This window comes from Corallococcus aberystwythensis (genome assembly GCF_003612165.1).
Classification (GTDB): Bacteria; Myxococcota; Myxococcia; order Myxococcales; family Myxococcaceae; genus Corallococcus; species Corallococcus aberystwythensis.
Genome location: NZ_RAWK01000068.1, coordinates 18,762 through 37,146, shown reverse-complemented (window position 1 = coordinate 37,146; position 18,385 = coordinate 18,762). Strand labels below are relative to the sequence as shown.

The 18,385-nt window shown below is 71.4% G+C and carries 12 protein-coding genes; 8 read left to right on the top strand and 4 right to left on the bottom strand.

The window, feature by feature from the left end:
- A partial coding sequence (locus tag D7W81_RS13480; RefSeq protein WP_244227198.1) for a translocation/assembly module TamB occupies window positions 1-4,724 on the top strand: 4,724 nt, incomplete at its 5' end.
- 46 nt (window positions 4,725-4,770) lie between these two features.
- On the opposite strand, the gene D7W81_RS13475 is transcribed toward D7W81_RS13480, so the two are convergent.
- Complete coding sequence (locus tag D7W81_RS13475) at window positions 4,771-5,820, bottom strand: hypothetical protein (protein ID WP_120555766.1); 1,050 nt, start codon at window positions 5,818-5,820, stop codon at window positions 4,771-4,773.
- Window positions 5,821-5,956: 136 nt separating this feature from the next.
- Between D7W81_RS13475 and D7W81_RS13470 the strand changes: the two genes are divergently transcribed.
- A complete protein-coding gene (locus D7W81_RS13470; RefSeq protein ID WP_244227197.1) occupies window positions 5,957-7,267 on the top strand; it encodes a hypothetical protein in 1,311 nt (436 codons plus the stop codon).
- A 54-nt stretch (window positions 7,268-7,321) separates the two neighbouring features.
- Here the strand turns inward: D7W81_RS13470 and D7W81_RS13465 are convergent, their stop codons facing one another.
- Entirely contained in the window at window positions 7,322-8,059 is a 738-nt protein-coding gene (locus D7W81_RS13465; RefSeq protein WP_120555764.1) for a DNA alkylation repair protein, read from the bottom strand.
- Between the two features lie 112 nt (window positions 8,060-8,171).
- On the opposite strand from D7W81_RS13465, the gene D7W81_RS13460 reads away from it, so the two are divergent.
- From D7W81_RS13460 to D7W81_RS13435, 6 genes are read left to right on the top strand one after another with little or no spacing between them, the layout of a single operon-like run.
- Window positions 8,172-9,386, top strand: coding sequence for a serine/threonine-protein kinase (locus D7W81_RS13460; RefSeq protein ID WP_120555763.1), 1,215 nt, complete (start codon window positions 8,172-8,174; stop codon window positions 9,384-9,386).
- A gap of 42 nt (window positions 9,387-9,428) precedes the next feature.
- A complete protein-coding gene (locus tag D7W81_RS13455) occupies window positions 9,429-10,514 on the top strand; it encodes a hypothetical protein (RefSeq protein ID WP_120555762.1) in 1,086 nt (361 codons plus the stop codon).
- 32 nt (window positions 10,515-10,546) lie between these two features.
- The gene (locus D7W81_RS13450) at window positions 10,547-11,851 is read left to right on the top strand and encodes a hypothetical protein (protein WP_120555761.1); all 1,305 of its coding nucleotides are present in this window, start codon (window positions 10,547-10,549) and stop codon (window positions 11,849-11,851) included.
- Between the two features lie 18 nt (window positions 11,852-11,869).
- Window positions 11,870-13,879 (top strand): hypothetical protein, encoded by a 2,010-nt coding sequence (locus tag D7W81_RS13445; protein ID WP_147445466.1) that lies wholly within the window; start codon window positions 11,870-11,872, stop codon window positions 13,877-13,879.
- Between the two features lie 59 nt (window positions 13,880-13,938).
- Window positions 13,939-15,036, top strand: a complete 1,098-nt coding sequence (locus tag D7W81_RS13440; protein ID WP_120555759.1) for a hypothetical protein — start codon at window positions 13,939-13,941, stop codon at window positions 15,034-15,036.
- A 16-nt stretch (window positions 15,037-15,052) separates the two neighbouring features.
- Window positions 15,053-16,036: a DUF4438 domain-containing protein gene (locus D7W81_RS13435; RefSeq protein ID WP_120555758.1), complete on the top strand. Its 984-nt coding sequence runs from the start codon at window positions 15,053-15,055 to the stop codon at window positions 16,034-16,036.
- Here the strand turns inward: D7W81_RS13435 and D7W81_RS13430 are convergent.
- A complete protein-coding gene (locus D7W81_RS13430; RefSeq protein WP_120555757.1) occupies window positions 16,019-16,405 on the bottom strand; it encodes a response regulator transcription factor in 387 nt (128 codons plus the stop codon). The genes D7W81_RS13435 and D7W81_RS13430 overlap by 18 nt on opposite strands.
- A gap of 8 nt (window positions 16,406-16,413) precedes the next feature.
- Complete coding sequence (locus D7W81_RS13425; protein WP_120555770.1) at window positions 16,414-17,205, bottom strand: hypothetical protein; 792 nt, start codon at window positions 17,203-17,205, stop codon at window positions 16,414-16,416.
- Window positions 17,206-18,385 lie beyond the last annotated feature (1,180 nt).

Sequence of the window (18,385 nt, the reverse complement as noted above, 5' to 3'; positions counted from 1 at the left end):
CCACCGCCCCGCCCCACCGGCGCAAGCGCTGGGGACGGAGGCTCCTGTGGGGCTTGCTTGGTTTCATCGGACTCATCGTCCTGCTGGTGGTGGGCGCGCTCGTGTACGCCACCAGTGCCGGCGGATCCGCCCGCATCGCGCGCTTCGGCGTGGACCTGGCGAACAAGCAGCTCGCCGGCCGGCTGGAGCTGGGCGGGTTCAACCTGGACCTCAACGGCGCGGTCCTCACCGGCATCAAGATCTACACGCCGGAAGGCGACCTGGCGGCGGAGATCGCCCGCGTGGAGGCGCGGCTGAACCTGGCGCCGCTCCTGGGCCAGAACGTGGACCTGACGAAGGTGCGCATCGAGACGCCCCGCCTGTACCTGGTGCAGGACGAGCGCGGCCTCAACCTGATGCGCGCGCTGGAGCCCCGGGAGCCCAAGCCGGAGGAGCCGCCCACCCAGAGCAAGAGCTCGCTGCGCATCGACCTGAAGGACTTCGAGCTGAGCCACGGCTACGTGGACTTCCAGCAGGAACTGCCCGACGGCGGCGAGCGCCAGGTGCGCCTGGAGGAGTTCGGCGCGAAGGGTGAAGGCCACTACGGCCTGGCGGACATGGACTTCGCCGCGGACCTCCAGGCCACGGGCGGCCTCACCCGCCCGCTCACGGGCCCGGTGCGCCTGGTGCTCAAGGGCCAGGGCAAGGACGTGGTGCGCCAGGTGGACGCGCAGCTTGCGCTGGCGGGCATCGAGGCGGACCTGGGCGCGAAGCAGACGGGCGAGACGGCAGCGGCCGTGGAGCTGCGCCGGCTGGCGGTGCCGCCCGAGCCGGTGAAGGCCTTCGTGCCCGCGTACCCGCTGGTGGTGCCCATTGAAGCCAGGGGCACCGCGTCCATGGACGGCGACCTCGCGAAGGCGCAGCTGGGCGCTTCCGCGGGCAAGGCCACGCTGGACCTCAACGGCGACGTGAACCTCAAGACGTTCCGCACCACGGAGACCACCGTGAAGGCGCGCGGGGTCAACCTGGCGGAGCTGATGGAGGGGGGCATCCCCACCAACATCGCCGCGGACCTCATCGCGCATGGTGGTGGAGACAGCGTGGAGACGCTGGACGGCGACGTGGCCCTCACGGTGTCCCCGTCCGAGTACCGGGGCCAGTCGGTGGGCCCCATTGAGCTGAAGGCCAGCGCCAGGGACGGCCGCTACAACGTGGCCAACCTGCGCGTGATGATGCCGGGCGCGGCGTTCATCGCGTCCGGTGAGGGCACGGCGAAGGCGCTGGAGGCGCGCGGCAGCCTGTCCGCCGGCGACCTCAAGCTCCTGTCGCAGGCGCTCAACAAGCTGCTCCCCGGTGGCACCGTGCCGCCCATGTCCGGCAGCGGTTCGCTGGAGCTCCAGGTCCAGGGGCCGCCGCGCTCGCCGGGGGTGAAGGCGGACGGCAACTTCGTGGCGCTCAACTACGGCGACATCGCCATCACGGACCTGTCGCTCAAGGCGAGCGTGCCGGACGTCACCCGCCCGCTCACCACGGACGCCACCGTGCTGGTGAGCCAGCTGAAGACCGCGGGCAAGACCTTCCGCGACCTGTCCCTGGCGCTCACCACCGACGACAACCGCGAGCTGAAGGCGAGCGTGCGCGTGGACGGCGACGCGAAGCTCGCGCTGGGCGTGGAGGGCACCGTGGACGAGGACAACGAGGGGCTCGCCATGCGCGCCTTCTCGCTGTCGTGGCCGGAGGCCACCTGGACGCTCCAGCAGCCCACGCACCTGGCCTTCGGGGGCGGGCGCATCGCGCTGGAGCCGCCGCTGACGCTCGCGTCCGGGCCGCAGACGCTGAAGGTGGCCGCGGTGAAGGACGGCGAGCGCGTGGACGCGCGCATCGACCTGGGTGCCTTTGATTTGTCCAGGCTGCCGCGCATCGCGGTGCCGGAGGACCTGGGCCTGGGCGGCACGCTGTCCGGCCACGTCGCGGCGAAGGGGCGCATGGCCCGGCCGGACGCGGACGTGGACCTGACGTTGGCGGACGGCAAGGCGCGTGGCTACCAGGGCCTGGGGCTCCAGGTGAAGGCGCAGTACGTGAAGGACCGCGCCACCGGCACGCTGGGCGCGGAGCTGAACGCGGCGCGCGTGTCGTCGAAGTTCGACGTGCCCGTGCAGGGCGTGCTGCGCCGGCGCAACGAGCCCATGTCCCTGACGGTCAACCTGGAGAAGCTGGACATCGCGGAGACGCTGAAGCTGGCGAACCAGCCGCCCGGCCCCACGGGCCAGATTACCGGCACGCTGGTGGTGAACGGCTCCGCGAAGGACCCGCGCCTGGACTTGAAGGTGGTGGGCGCGGAGCTGCGCTACCCCGGCCGTCCGGAGGCCCTCTTCGCGCAGGCGCTGGGCTTCGAGCTGCACGCGAACTCCGACGCGAACGACGCCACGCTGGGCGCGCGGCTGGACCTGAAGGGCATTGCCCCGCAGGCCTACGTCGCGCTGAAGACGCCCTTCACGCTGGGCGGCGTCATCGCGAAGCCGCCCACGCCCGCGCAGGCGCTGGAGGCGCCGCTGCACCTGGAGGCGCTGGTGGCGGAGCTGCCGCTGACGCTGCTCCAGGGCGCCGAGGGCGTGGACAAGCCGGCCGGCACGGTGACGCTGAAGGCGGACGTGAGTGGCTCCGCGCTCGCGCCGCAGGGCCGCGTGGAGATGCAGGCCAGGGCCGTCACCGCCAACGGCCTGCCGCCCCTCAACGGCACCGCGCTGGCGCTGGCGGGCGACAAGGACGTGAAGCTGACGCTGGACGTGCAGCGCCCCAACGGGCCGCTGGCCACGCTGGAGGCGCGCGTGCTGGCGCCGCTGGCCGCGCTCCAGGACCGCGAGGTCATCGCCCGCGTGCCCTTCCGCATGAAGGGGCGCGTGGGGCCCGTGCCCCTGAGCGAGCTTCCCGGCATGGTCGTGGACCCGGGCCCGGGCAACCGCGGGCCGCAGGGCGTGCTGTCCATGGAGCTGGTCGCGCGCGGCACGCCGGAGGCTCCGGAGCTGGAGCTGAACGGCGGCCTGCAGGGCCTGGGCGTGGCGCAGACGGCGCTGGGGCAGGCGCGGCTGCACTTCTCCTACTCCGAGGCGAAGTCCCTCTTCGACGCGATGCTCACCGCGCCGGGTGGCGGGTCGCTGGTCCTGGGCGGCACGCTGGGGCTGGACCTGTCCCTGCCCGCGTTCCAGTCCGCGCAGGGGCCGGCGAAGAAGGCGGAGCGGGCGCCGGTGGAGGTGTCGCTGCGCGCGCGCCGCTTCGACCCGACGTTCCTCTCCGGCATCTCCCCGTACGTGCGCTCGCTGGGCGGCATCATGCAGGCGGACGCGAACCTGGGCGGCACCGTGGGCGCGCCCACCTTCAAGGGCAACCTGGCGTGGAAGGACGGCAAGCTGGGGCTGATGGGCTTTGGCGAGTACCACGACATCCAGCTGGCGCTGAACGCGTCGCAGGAGCGCATCGAGCTCAAGCAGCTCACCGCGAAGTCCGGCAACGGCACGCTGTCATTGACGGCCACCGCGAACCGCCAGGGCAAGAGCGGCGAGTTCATCATGGAGGGCAAGGGCAACACCAAGAACCTGCCCATCGTGGTGGAGGACCAGCTGATGGCCCTGCTGTCGCTGAACCTGACCATGAAGGGCAGCCTCAGCGAACGGCTGGTGAACATCAGCGACCTGTCCATCCCGGAGGCGCACGTCGAATTGCCGGAGGCCAAGCGCAAGGACCTGCAGCCCCTGGAGCGCCCCGTGGACGTGGTGATGGTCCGCAACGGCGTGCCGGTGGACAAGCGCAAGAAGAAGAAGGAGCAGGCGCCCACGCAGGTGGCGACGTCGCAGAAGGCCCAGAACCCGCGCAACGCCCCGGACTCGCCCGGCATGCCCGGCAACCCGGAGTCGACCGTGGGCGGCGGCAGCGGGGGCGCGGGCGGCCCCACGTCGCAGGCGGAGGCCGAGGCCCTGGAGGAGGAGGGCGAGGACGAGGAGGCGCCGCAGCGTCAGTTCTGGGTGAACATCAACGCGCCCCGCAACCTGTGGGTGCGCGGCACGGACCTCAACGTCCAGCTGGGCCTGTCCGAGGGCTTCCGCGTCGAGTACGCCAACGAGGCGCGCATGTTCGGCGAGGTGATGGTGCTGCTGGGCCGCGTGGACGTGCTGGGCCGCCGCTTCGACGTGCAGCGCGACAGCCAGGTGCGCTTCACCGGCCCGGTGATGGCGCCGTACATCAACGTCACCGCCGAGCACCGCAACGAGAACGCGGCCGTCACCGTCTTCGTCACCGTCCGCGGCCAGGGCGAGGAGGTGACGCTGAAGACGACGAGCGACCCGGCCCTGCCGGAGTCGGAAATCTACACGCTGCTCGCCACCGGCCGGCGCACGCTGGAGCGCGGCTCCGGTGCGTCCATGAACGCGGGCGCGCAGGCGGCTTCGGTGGTGGGCTCGCTCGTCGCCAACGAGGCGCGCAAGGCCATCGCGTCGAAGCTGCCCCTGGACGTGCTCTCCATCGAGGCGGGTGACAGCGGCATCGCCGGCACCAAGCTGGAGGTGGGCACGTACGTGACGGATAAAATCTATGTGGGCTACACCGGCCGCGTGGGCGCCAACCTGCAGCGCGGCGAGAACGCCAACTCCGTGCGCTTCCAGTACCTCTTCAGCCCGCGCTGGAGCCTGGAGGGCATGTACGGCGACGCGCGCTCCGGCGGCCTGGACCTCATCTGGTCGAAGGAATACTGACCGCCCGGACGCGAAGCGCTTCCCGTCCGGGCGGCCGTGTGACGGCCTACAGCGGGTACGCCGCGTAGCACGTGCCCACGGGCCCCACGCCCGTGGTGCCCGCGCCCGGCGCGTCCCGCCACGCCCCTTCCGCGCCGCACTGCTGCCACAGGGTGCTGCTCACCTGCACGCAGGTGCGCGTGGGCACGCTGCGGCCCAGGCGCGTGGAGGCGCAGTACGGGAAGGACACGTTGCAGTTGGACGGCTTCGCGGTGGTGCCGCCAATGAAGACTCCCTGCGAGCACTGGCGCCACAGCGCGTCCGACGAGCTCTGCACGCACGAGCCTTCCGGCACCGTGGCGTCCACCGTGCCGGAGTAGCAACCCTCCGCGGTGGTGAGCGTCCACGGGTAGGCCGTCTTGTAGCGGTTGTAGATGGACGCCATCAGCGATGAGCCCCCCACCGTGGTGCGGCCGCACTGGATGGCATACGCGCCCACCCAGGGCGTGTACGTGTAGAGCGCGGCGGTGGCGTGGTTCACCGGCTTCACCGAGCACGGGTCGGACGTGGACTTCGTCACCCCCGTCTTCCAGCCGGAGATGGTGGCGCGGCCCGCCTCCAGGTCGGTGAGGTAGCCGCGCATCTTCTTCGCGGCGCACTCCACCTGCTTGCCGAAGCCCACGTATTGCGCGTCACACCCGCTGGTGTCCGGACAGCCACAGCCCGTGGCCTTGCTCAGGTTGGTGGACGTGCCGCTCTGGATGAGGCTGGACTCGCCCTGGATGCGGGCCAGCATGTAGAGCGGGCTGATGTTGGACGCGCGCGAGCGCTCCACGATGAGCGTCGCCGCCGTCTTGCCGTAGGCCGGGTCCGTGTAGCCCGCCAGGTACGAGCCCTGCTGCTGGAGGAACGCCTGCACCTGGGCCGGCGTGATGCCCGTGCCGCCCGTGACATCCGAGTTCTCCAGCAGGCGGTGCATGTCGTACTTCGTCGTCGCCTCCTGGAGCACCTGCCCGGTCAGCTCGTCGATGACCGGCTCGGCGGGGCTCTCATCCAGGGGACCACAGCTGGCCGCCAGCAGCGCCGGCACCAGCAGCACACACAATCGGAGCTTCATCTCGCACACCTCGGGGGGAAGGCCCGGCTGCTCGCCGGTGGGGCGAGCATGACTCAAGACTTTCCCGGAATGCGAGAACAACCCTTCAGTGGGGAGCGGCATGCGGGGACGGGGGCGGAGTAGAGTTTCGGACATCATGCGGACCCCTGCCCTGTTTCGTCGGAAGTGTTGGCCGTTCCTCGCCGCGGGCCTGCTGGCCGTGGCGGGCTGTTCGGATTCGAGTGAGCCGGGTGAAGAACCCGGACCGGGCACGGATGGGCCCGGAGTGACGCCGGGCGAAGGCTCGGAGTGCCTGGGCGCGAAGTTCCTCACCACGCTGGGCAAGAGCACGCTGCTGGTGGGCGCGCAGATGGAGGAGGAGACGTCGGCGAAGGCGCCCTTCGACGTGCGCTACCTGTACATCGCGGCGGGCGTGTTCGATTCGAAGGACGCGTGCCAGTCGTGCACGTCCGGGTGCTCGTCCGGTGGCACGTCGTGCGCCAACGGCGGCTGCAACTGGTGGGGCTGCTGGCAGGACGTCTCGGAGGCGCCCGGCGCCTACGTGCGCGACTTCATCAAGGCCACGCAGGCGAAGGGCCAGCTCCCCTTCCTCACCTACTACGAGGCGTTCCAGGCCAGCGGCTACACGGAGGGCGAGGAGCAGCTGAAGGCGCTCAACGACGCGGCGTTCCTGGGGCGCTACCTCGCGGACTGGCGCTTCCTGCTGAAGCAGGTGGGCCAGGAGAAGGTGCTGCTGCAGATTGAGCCGGACATGTGGGCCTACCTCCAGTTCTTCCCCAAGGACGGCCGGGCGCAGTCCACCGCGGTGGCGGTGAAGGCGGCGAACCCCACGGACTGCGGCAGCCAGGAGAACAACGCCGCGGGCCTGGGCAAGTGCATGATCGCCATGGTGCGCAAGTACGCGCCCAACGCGAAGGTGGGCCTGCACGCGAGCGCGTGGGCGACGAAGACGGACGTGTCCGGCAACACGGACCCGTCGTTCGACGTGGCGAGCGAGGCGAACAAGGTCGCGGACTTCCTCCTGTCCGTGGGCGCGGGCGACACGGACTTCGTCACGGTGGAGGCGTCCGACCGCGACGCGGGCTGGTACCAGGAGACGCAGGGCAAGGCGGGGTGGTGGGACCCTGAGAACCGTCAACTGCCGCACTTCCACCAGGCCTTCACCTGGGCGAAGGCCGTCTCCACGCGGCTGAACAAGCCGCACCTGTGGTGGCAGCTGCCGGTGGGCCACATGGGCCTGCCGAACGAGGAGAAGAAGTGGCGCGACAACCGCGTGGACTACTTCCTCACCCACCCGGGTGAAGTGGCCGCCGCGGGCGGCGTGGGCATGCTCTTCGGCGCGGGCAACTACGAACAGACCACGCCGGAGACGGACGGCGGCAACCTGGTGAAGCGCGTGAAGGCGTACAAGGACGCGGGTGGCCAGGCCGCGTGCGTGAAGAACTGAGCCGGTGAGTTGGGGCCTGCGCCCGGCGTGCGATGCGCCGGGCGCGGGACCGTCTCAGGCCCGGGGCCGCGTGCGCTTGGAGGCCGCGGGCTTCGCGACCCTGGCCTTCGTGGCCTGGGGCTTCGCTTCCTTCCGGGCCTGGATCTTCTGGATGTACCGGGTGGCATCCGGCGTCTCACAGGCCGTGTCGCCGTGATCCACCTCCACCTTGCCCAGCCGCTTCGCCGTCGCGAGCGCCGCGGTCTGGACCGCGCCTCCGGTGGCGCCCAGCGCGATGAGCGCGCTGTTCATCGCCTCGCGGACGCGGTTCTTCGCGCCCGGCAGCTCCTGTTCAATGCGCTTCACCCACGGCAGCAGGTCCTCGTCCGCGAGCACCGCTGTCTTCGTGAGCAGCGCGGCCAGGCTCTGCCACCCTGCCCGCCCCACCCATTCGGACTTCGACTGTGTCCACGTCAGCGCCTTCGCCGCGTGCGGTGAGCGCAGCACCACGTTCGTCACGAAGACGTCCGTGAGCGTGTGCCAGTCCAGCCCCTTCGCCCAGGCATCCAGTTCCTTCCAGGGCATCTGCGGCGCGTCCACCACCAGCGTCGCCAGGAGCCGGGCCTCCGCGTGGCCCGACGCCCAGAGCGCCCGGGCGAGCGCGCCGTCCGTGCCAGTGCGCTTCTTCAACGCCGTCAACGGACCGAAGTTCACACCGGACAGCGGCGGTGGAGCGCCGTGCCGCAGATAGGTCTTCCGCGTCTGCTCCGTGCCCAGCCGCTCCAGCTCCCGCATCGTCTCTTCCAGGGTCATGTCGGGCGGGATTCTGCCAGCACTAGCTCAAACGAGTGACTGCCACTCTCCGTGTGCCTTCTCCAACTTGGGGCCCGTGAAGGCGGAGGTTGCGCCATGCGAGGGGGAAGCGATGACCAGCGCTGAATACATGTCCGATGTGGAGTCCCTCGACGCCATGGATGCCTGGGAGGGCGCGGATGCCCTCCAGGAGCTGGAGGACCTGGCGGACGAATTCAGCGACCTGGAGTCCTTCGCGCCCGAGGGCTTCGAGGAGGACCCCTTCGCGCCAGAGGGCTTCGAGCCCTCGAGGTTCGAGCCTTCCGGGTTCGAGGACGACGGCTTCGAGGAGCTGTTCGCCGAGGCCGAGGCGGAGGACGCCTTCCTGGAGGAGGACGGCTTCGAAGGGTTCGAGGCGAACCCGGTCAGCGGTCTGTTCATGCCGGCCACCAGCAACCGCCTCGTGTCCGGCCCCGCCGCGGTGACGCTCGCGCGGACGCTCAACCCCTTCGTCCTGGAGTCCATGGACGCGGATGACGCCGAGGCCTTCCTCCGCCGCGTCGCCCGGCGCGTGCGGAGCGCCGCGCGCGGTGTGGCGAGGGGCGTGCGGCGGGCGGGCCAGCTCGGGGCCGCGGCGCTGCGCCGCGCGGGGCCGCTGCTCGCTCGCGCCCTGCCGGTCGTCCAGCGCGTGGCGGGGCTCGCGGGGCCCTGGGGGCGTGTGGTCGCGGCGGGCGTTGGCGCGGCGCAGGGACTGCTGCGGGGACAGGGGTTGCGCGGTGCGCTCGCGGGGGCGGTGGGTGGCCTGATTCCAGGCGTGGGCGGGCGCATCGCGTCCTCCATCCTGCGCGGCGACGGCGCGGATGATGACGCGTCGCTGGATGCGCTCGCGGACATGGCGGACGCGCGGCAGGTGCCCGCCGCCGTGGCACTGCCGCTGGGCGCGGGGCTCGCGGCGCGGGTGGTCACCCGGCAGGCCGTGCCCATGAGCACCTCGCTCGGGGCCGCCGCCCAGGGCGTGCTGCGCTCGCGCACGCGCAGCGTGGAGCAGCAGCTGATCCGGGCCATCCAGCAGGTGCCGGGCACCGCGGGACGGCGGCTGCGGCTGATGCGCCTCATCGCCCGGTTGGCGGCGGGGAACCTGCGCCTGCGCGGCCCCGGCGGGGCCATTGGAGCCCTGCCGAGGGTGGTGCAGGGCGCGGGGCGCAGGGTGCTCACGCGCGCGGTGCAGGTGCCCTCGTTGGGCGTCATCCCGGCGCGGGTGGCGGCGCAGCGGGTGCAGGCCCGGCGGCTGGTGCTGCGCCGTGTCCCCGTGTCCGCGGTCGCCGCCGCGGCCGTCCGCCGCGCCTAGTTCCAACCACTCACGAAGTCTTCAGGACAAGGAGGAGTACCCATGCAACCGCAGCCTTTCGAGGAGGAGTTTTCGGGCCAGGGCGATGAGATGTCCGACCTGCTGGCAGAGGGCGAGGAGGGCTTCGAGGAGGAAGGCATGGACGAGCCCTTCGAGGGCGAGGGCTTCGAGACGGAGAATCCCCAGGCCATGGACGACCCCTTCGAGGGCGAAGGCTTCGAGATGGAGGGCATGGAGGAGGGCTTCGAGTCGGACACCCCCCAGGCCCAGGCCATGGACGAGTCCTTCGAGGGCGAAGGCTTCGAGGGGGACAACCCCCAGGCCATGGACGAGTCCTTCGAAGGCGAAGGCTTCGAGATGGACAACCCCAACGCCCTGGAGGACACCTTCGCCGACGCGATGGACGCCCAGGACGAGGAGGAGTTCCTCCGCCGCCTGGCGGCCGGCGCGCGCCGGCTGGCCACCGTGGCCGGGCCCACCTTCCAGCGCATCCGCCGCAGGGCCATGCCCATCGCCATGCGGCTCATCCGCCAGGCCGCGCCCCGGCTGGGGGGCATCGCGGGCCAGGAGATTGGCCGCACCGTGGCGGGGCTGCTCCGCGCGGACGCCATGGACGCCTTCGCGGACGCCGCCGGGGACTACGCCAGCGACGAGGACATGGACGCCTTCAACCGCGTGCTGGGCGGGCTCGCGGCGCGGCACGTGGTGCGCAACACCATGTCCCCCGCGCGCCGCCGGCAGCAGCCCCAGCAGGCCCGGGCGCTGGGGCGGGCGGTGGGTCAGATGACGTCGCAGCTCGCCTCGCGCATCACCTCGCGCTACGGCGCGCGGGCCCTGCCGGCGGTGACGCGCGTGGTGCGTCAGGTCACCCGGCTGGTGCGTCAGCAGGGCGCGAGCCCGCAGGCCGTGCCGCGGATGCTCCGCCGCATCGGCGGGCGCGTCATCTCCAGCCCCCGCGTGGTGCGCCGCCTGGCCCGGCCGCTGTCCGGCGTGCGGCAGCTCCGGGCGCGCGCGGGCCTGCGCCGGCCCGGCATGCGCGGCCGGCTGAACCCCATGATGGGCGGCCCCGGCCTGCGCCGGATGCGGACCGTCACCCTGCGGGGACCGGTGCGCATCGTCGTGCGGTGAGTCAGGTGGCGTGAGCGGAAGGGGGCGGGCACATGGCGGACGCGCTTCAGCAATTCCTGCGGGCCAAGGTCCAGAGCATCACGTTCCGGGCGGGGCGGCTGTCGCGCCTCACGCCGCAGGACGTGGGCATCCGGCCCCGGGACGTCCCTTATGCCCCCTCCGCCGCGCACTTCGCCGCGGCCAACGCGCGGCTGGGCGAAATCGACCGCGACGTGCGCCGCGCCCTGTCGCGCCTCAACGGCCGGCTGCGCGACGCGCCTCCCACCTCGGACGAGGTGCTGGAGCGCAACGCGCTCCTGGAGCGCGAAATCGACCGCGCCCGCCGCGCCTACGGCCTCTTCTTCGACGTCTTCAGCCAGCGGGGCACGCGGTTCGCCCCGGCGCTGGCGGCCTGCGACGCCATCGCGGTGGACTGCTTCCAGGCGGTGCGCAAGGCCGCGCCGGGCCTGCTGCACGGCCCGATGCTCAAGCCGGTCACCTACCTGGAGCACGGCTTCTCCCCGGCCACCTTCCGGCGCGGCGTGCTGCTGAGCCGGCTGCTCGGGGAGCGCAACCCCTTCCCGCTCATCCGCGTGCCCTACGAGCGCGTGGAGGCCCCGTGGGGCATGGGGGTCATCCTCCATGAAATCGGCCACAACCTGCAGGCGGACCTGGGCATCTGGCAGGAGACGCAGGTGGCCCTCCAGCGGCGGGTGCTGCACGCCACCGGCAACCCGTGGCTCACGCGCCTGTGGGGCCGCTGGCACAAGGAGATCTTCGCGGACCTCATCGCGTGCCTGCTCGGGGGGCCCGCGTCGGTGCACTCGATGAAGGACTTCCTCGCGTACCCGCCGTCACGGGTGCTGACGTTCCACCCGCTCAGCGCGCACCCCACGCCGTTCCTGCGGGTGTTCATCCAGGCGGAGATGCTCCGGCGCATGGGCTTTCTTCGCCGGGCCCGGGACGTGCGTGACAACTGGAACCGGCTGTACCGCGCGCGGCTGCCGGGTGCGCGCATCCCGCGGCTGCTCTTGTGCACGGCGGCGCGGCTCATCCCCCACGTCGTGGATGAGATTGCCTTCCAGCCCCGCCGGGGCTTGGCGCAGCGCGCGCTGGTGGACGTGGTGCCCTTCTGGCCGTCGGATCAGGAGCGCATCGACCGGGCCGCGGAGTCACTGGCGCGCGGGCACATCCCGCCGGGAGTGCCGCCGCGCCACGTGGTGAGCGCCAGCCGTGAGGCGCTCGAACGCAGGCTGGCCTCGCCCGAGCACATCTCTCGGACGGTGCTCAATCATCTGGTGAAGCTCGGCGTGCGCGACGCGCGGACGCCGGGCCTGGGCGTCACCCTGGCCGCATGACAGGACCTCAAGGGAGGGATGATGTACGAGAACGTGAAGGGGAGAAGCCCCGCCGCATCCATCGAGCTGGCTTCGAGCGCGAAGTCGAAGTTCGACGAGTTCCTGCGCCGCCAGCTGGGCGTGTCCGACGCGCGTGACCCCAAGGCGGTGGTGTACGCGCTGCGCAAGCTCTACCCGACCACGGCCGCGCGCCTGGACGACGAGAGCAAGGGCCAGCCCATCCGCGTCCAGGCCATGCCCGAGCCCGCCATGGGCATGATGACCGGCACCCTGGACTCGCCGGGCCAGCGGAGGTACCGCCAGGAGCGCAAGGCCCTGGTGGACGACCTGGACATCGCGTCGAACCTGGCCGCCAACCGCGACTTCAAGGCGCCGGTGTGCGGCTGGCGCGACTCCATCATCGCGGAGCTGGATGAAGGCGAGGCCGCGGCGAACCTGGCGGTGGACCCCGTGTCGCGCGACCGGGCCTTCTATTCCGTGCGCAAGCTGGGAGACAACGCGCGCGTGGCGCGCCTGGTGGCCATGCTCAACCCCACGGTGAGCCCGGAGTTCGGCCGGCTCGCGGCCACCATCGACGAGATCGCCACGCTGCTGCGCATCATGTCGGGCGAGGCCCTCTTCCGCGCGGGCTTCGACAAGGGCGGCACGGTGTTCCAGGTCGCGCTCCAGGACCTGCGCCAGCGCCGCGAAGCGCTCATCAATTCCCTGGAGCAGCTCACCTCCACGTCCATCCAGGAGGGCTATGACGACTGGGGTGACGGCCAGGCGTCCTACGGCAAGCTGCTGGAGCAGCTGCGCGCCCGGGGGCAGTCGGACCTGCGCGCCATCGTCCGGCCGGACGCCATGTCGCGGCTGCTGGACGTGCTCCTGAACAACGCGCCCCGGCAGCAGTCGGAGGACATGCGGGGCATCGCGTCCGCGGTGCCCGTGGAGCTCATCCAGCTGCGGCGCCTGCGGGACATCGCCGGCACCCTGCTGGACACGTCCACCACCGGCTTCTCCAACAACTCCGTCAACCGGGGCGTCGCGTTGAACGCGAAGGTCCAGGGAGCCTCCGCGCCCCTGGCCGCCTTCACCGAGTCGCTCACCCTCTTCATCGACGCGTTCGACCGGCCCAACGCCGGCGCGCGGCTGCTCAACCTGGTGCTCCCCACCCCGCTGACGTTCCGGGACCAGACGGGCAAGGAGCAGGAGCTCAACGACAAGTTCCGCGAGCGCAATGACGTCCAGGAGCTCATCGAAGACCTCCTGATGGACCCGTCCACGTCGGTCGAGTTCTGGAAGGAGCTGGCCCGGCTGGACCGCAAGCTCTACCACATCGACCGGATCATCGACCTGTTCCTGCTGGACTACGACGAGATCCCGGTGCCGGGCGGCAACCGCGTGGACCTCCACACGGAGATGCTGGAGCAGCTGGACGCGAACGTGGATGTCTTCAACGTGAGCCTGGCCTTCCTCCGGGAGCAATGCGGGCTGGAGGAGGACTCGCTGGAGCTGGCGAAGACCCTGACCCAGGAGGCGCCGGGCCAGGCGGAGGAGATTGAAGACGACCGCAACCACAAGTACGGCTTCCCGCAAGGCGGCCACTGCAACACCGGCGAGCCGTTCACAGTGCCGCCGCCCATCCGCGTCTCGCTGGACCGCATCGAGAAGAACCTGGAGCCGGGGGTCTTCAACCCGGGGGCCACCGCGGCCCGCCCACCGGGCGTGGAGCCGGGGAAGCGGGAGGTGCCGGCCTCCGCCGCGCCGGAAGCCGGACCCGGCGGGGCCAGCATGGGTGACGTGGCCTCGCTCATCGAAGAGAGCCGGTCGCGCATCATGACGGACGTGAAGCAGCAGCTGGAGGCCCAGGGGCCGGAGCTGGCCCGGCAGCTGGAGCAGGCGTTCTCGGATCAGCTCAAGGCCGTGGAGCGCATCATCGCCGGCAAGGAGCGGCACGGCTCGGATGGCCGGCCCACGCCGGTGAACGGGTACTCCAAGGCGGGAGGCCACACGCGCCGCCACGTCCGCCACCCGCGCAAGCCGTGAGCAGGCACGCGCGAGTCCGAAACCCTTTCTCTCAACGTCATTGACCCAGGTGGCATGCCATGACCATCGGTACGGCAGAAGCCCTTCAGCGGCTGTTCTCGCAGTGGAAGCGGGAAGTCCTCTCCAACGTCACGTCGGATGAGCAGCGCACGGAGCTGCAGAAGCAGCTCGCGCTGCGGGAGGAGGAGCTGCTCGCCAGCGCCTCCAACGGCGCGACGGCGTCGCTCTTCTCGGACTTGATGGGGTTGGGCAAGGACGGAGCGCCCTCCTTCGACTCCATCAGCCGGCCGCTGCTCGTCCAGGACTTCGACGAGTCCGTCATCGAGACGCAGCTCCACGCGACCGCGGAGCTCTATTACATCTACCAGCACGAACGGATGAAGGTGTTCCAGGTGGCGGGCGCGCTGATGCGCCTCTTCCACGACGGGCGCATGCGCATCCAGCGGGGCCCTGGCGCGCGGGCGCTGTACCTCATCGAGAAGCACCAGCCGCTGCGCTACAAGGCGCGCGACCGGCAGCTGGCGTACCGGCGCGCGTTCAACTACGGCAGCCTGGCGGCGCCGGCGGGCGCGGTGATGTTCCGCAACTTCCACCGCGAGTTCGTCGCCTTCGTGTCCGCCATCGCGCAGTACTTCCGCGACCTGCTCATTGGTGAGGTCATCCGCGGCTCGCAGCACCTGAACGAGCGGCCCTTCGCCAGCCAGGCCACCATCCAGCGCCTGGGCACGGACATCCGCTGGCAGATTGACCGCGCCACCTACGGCAACATCCTGGCGCTCACGGTGGAGGTGGGCGAGTACCTCAAGACCATCCTCGACGCGCTGGAGACGCCGGACATCAAGAAGGCCTTCGACGCGAACACCAAGTGGGACGTGATTGAAGTGGTGTCGCAGCGCTACCTGGGCGGCACGGGGGAGATTTCCCAGCGCTCGAAGATGGCGGACGCGGGGCGCCTGTTGCTCAACTTCGTCGCGGACAACCCGTTCAAGACGCGCGACTTCAAGGACTTCCAGACGGAGGTGATGCCGCTGGGCCCGGTGGCCGAAGAGTGGATCGCCGCGTACCGGATGACGCCGGACGGCCGCTCGTTCCGCGGCGTGGCGCCCACCATGCGTCAGACGCTGGGCATCACCAGCCCGGCACCGGCGCTGCGCTGAGAAAGGGAGGCACGGCATGGACCTCCCGCTACAGCATCCCCTGATGGAGGCGGGCATGGGGGCCGCCTCGGCGCCGCGCACCAACGTGTCCAGGCTGGTGGCCTCGGCGGTGGCGGGCCAGGTGTCCCATCCCGTCGTGCGCGTGTCGCCCTACCGCATTGGCCGGGACGGGGTGCTGCGGCTGCTGCCCGGCAGCGGCGGCATCGTGCTCAACCGCCGCGTGGGGGACCGCGCGGTGGGGCTGGCCGCGGACCACATGGAGGCGGGAGTCTCCATCCACAACACGGGGCGCGACGACATTGGCGCGAAGGGCGGCTCCAACCGTGCGCTGATGTTCCAGGCGTGCGTGGGCAACCGCGCGCGCGTGACGAGCGGCCCCGCCACGGGCGCCTTGGGCACGGTGGTGGGCAAGCACGGTGGCATCAACCACGTCATCGTGGACTTCTCTCCCGCGGTGAAGCGGCGGCTGCGCATCGGGGACCGGATCCAGCTGGATGCGTACGGCCAGGGGCTGGAGCTGCCGGACTTCCCCCAGGTGCGGGCGCTGAACCTGTCGCCCCGGCTGCTGCGGCGCTGGGGCGTGCGGACGGAACGGGGGCGGTTGCTCATCCCCGTGACGCACACGGTGCCCTCGCAGCTGATGGGTTCGGGCTTCGGGCGTTCCGAAGGCGTGCTGGGCGACCTGGACATCCAGCTGTCGGATGAGCGGCTGGTGCGCAGGCACCGGCTGAACGCGCTCCGGCTGGGGGACCTGGTGGCGGTGTGCCCGCTGGACTACCGCTTCGGGCCCTCGCGGCGGCCGGGGGTCATCACCGTGGGGGTGGTGGTGCACTCGGACAGCAAGGTGGCGGGGCACGGGCCCGGGGTGACGCCGCTGCTCATCGCTCCGGCCGAGTGCGTGAGGCTGGTGTGCCGGCCCCAGGCCAACGTGGCGCTCGTGCTGGGGCTGCGCCGGAGCGTGGCGCCGCCGGCGCGCGGTTCGTCAGGGGGGCGAGGGTAGGGACACCGTGCCCAGGCAGCGCGACACCATGGCCGCGCGGGTGTCCACGCCCAGCTTGACGAAGATGCGCCGCAGGTGGGCCGCCACCGTCCACGTGCTGATGTGGAGCTTGGAGGCGATCTGCTTGTTGCCCCAGCCCGCGCAGACGCAGGAGACGACCTGCAGCTCGCGAGAGGTAAGCAGCCGCGCGTCGGACGCGGGCTCCATCATGGGGCTCGCGGAGGGCTCCGCGGGCACCAGGTGGTAGCGATGTCCGTTGATGATGAGCTCCCCGGCCAGGGCGTGGTTCTGCTCGCGGGGAGGAGCCGTGGCGCCGGGGTCGGGGACCACGAGCAGGACATGGCTCCCGGGAGGAAGGGGCGTCCGCATGGCGTGCGCTAGGCGGGGTCCGCGAGCTCGGGAGAGGTGAGGATGCGCCAGACCTCGGAGGCTTCGCGCGAGCGTCCGGTGGCGCGCAGGTCCTCCGCGAGCCGTTCACCCGGCCCAGGTGGCTCCGGCCGTTCGCGTGCGAGCGTCACGAGCCGCGTGACGCCGCGACGGCCGAAGCGCAGCTCGGAGTGGAAGAGCAGGGCCAGCGCGCGGGCCGAGGCGAAGGCGCTGTCAGCGGTCGCGTCCTGCGTGCAGGAGGCCAGCGCGGGGCGGAGCACGTGCGTGACAACGGTTTCCAGCTGCGCCAGCTGAGCACCGCGCTCCCGGCCGGCCCGGGCCAGCGCCGCGAGCAACCGGGCGTCTTCCGCGAGCAGGGCCAGGGCGTTCCGGCCTTCAACGGGGGCCGCGCTCCTGAAGCCCGGGAGGCGCAGCGAAGCGGGCTCGGGCGGCTGCTCCGGGGTGGCCTCGAGGCCCAGCCGTCCCAGCCGCGCGTCGAACGCGTCGGGTTCGCGCTGCTTCCAGTGCGCGAGCGCGGAGATGAGCGTGGGCCCGGACAACGGCCATGCGCCCCAGCGAAGTTCGCCGCCGGACGGGGCCTCCGAGGCGACGGAGTCGAACGGGCTTCCGAACCAGGCGAGGACGAACTCCAACGCACGGGCCTGGGCCTCCGTCAGGCCAAGCCCCATGAGCTCCTCACGCGAAGGCGCGCACGGGCCGCGCACCGCGACGGTGCCGCGATGGATGGGCCTGCCGCCCTCGTTGCTCAGGACGACCTTCGCACCATCCGGGAAGGTGACCACGGGCCCCTGGAGGCGGAGCTCGTCACGGGCCGCGCGGAAGGGAGAGTTCAGCGCCTCCCCGTCGTGAGGCTGCGAATCGGCGAAGGGATCGGCCCCGGAGCGAAGGTGGAGGTTCTCCTCGCGGAGCGCGTGAGCGGAGGCAGCCTCTGAATCCCTGAACGGGTCCGCTCCGGAGCGTGAGTGACGGTTGGGCTCACGGGCCGTCCGCTCCGCTGCCGCCGACATGTTGAACGCATGTTCGCCAAGCGGATCCGCTTCGAGGTGACGGTTCTCACGGGTCGCGCGAGTGGATGCCGCCGGCATGTCGAGCCCATGGTCGCCAAACGGATCCGCTTCGAAATGGCGGCTCTCACGAGCCGTGCGAGCGGATGCCACCGACATGTCGCGCCCATGTTCGCCAAACGGATCCGCCTCGGAATGGTGGCTCTCACGAGCCGTGCGAGCGGAGGCCGCCGGCATGTCGAGCCCATGTTCGCCAAACGGATCCGCCTCGGAATGGCGGTTCTCACGAGCCGTGCGAGCGGAGGCCGCCGGCATGTCGAGCCCATGTTCGCCGAACGGATCCGCTTCACGGTGGCGCTCGTTACGGATCGCGCGAGCGGAGGCCGTGCGCGGCGCTTGTTCGCCGAAGGAAGCGGACTCAAGACGGCGCTCTTCACGGGTCGAGCGAGCGGAGGCCGTGAGGGGCGCTTGTTCGCCGCGGGGAGTGGATTCAGCGCGGCGTTCCTCGCGCGTCGTGCGGGAGGATACAGACGGCGGTTCATCCTGCGTCGGACGGGCGCGGAGCTTGGACCCGGCAAGCGTGTTGGGGGCGGAGCGCGGAGGACGCGCGCCCTCCCGCGACGTGCGGTACGCGGAGCCGGGTGACGCGGATGCGGAGGAGGCGCGGGGCTTCAACTCCGCGCGAGGTTCCGCTCCAGGGCGAGGAGTGCGCCCCCCTCCCCTGGCCGCGCGAGGCGGAACGGAACGCTCGTGTTGCGTCGCCCGAGCACGCGGCCTCGGATCAGCGAATGGGTCGGAGGCCGGACGGGAAGGAGGCATCTGCTCTCCGTCCCATGATTCGCCTTCCATCGTCCGGGCGCGAGGCTTGGGGTCAGCGCCGCGGCGTGGAGGACGCATCTCCTCCCGGGCCGCACGAGTCGGAGCGGAGGATTCGCCCTGCGGCATCCGGGCGTCAGGC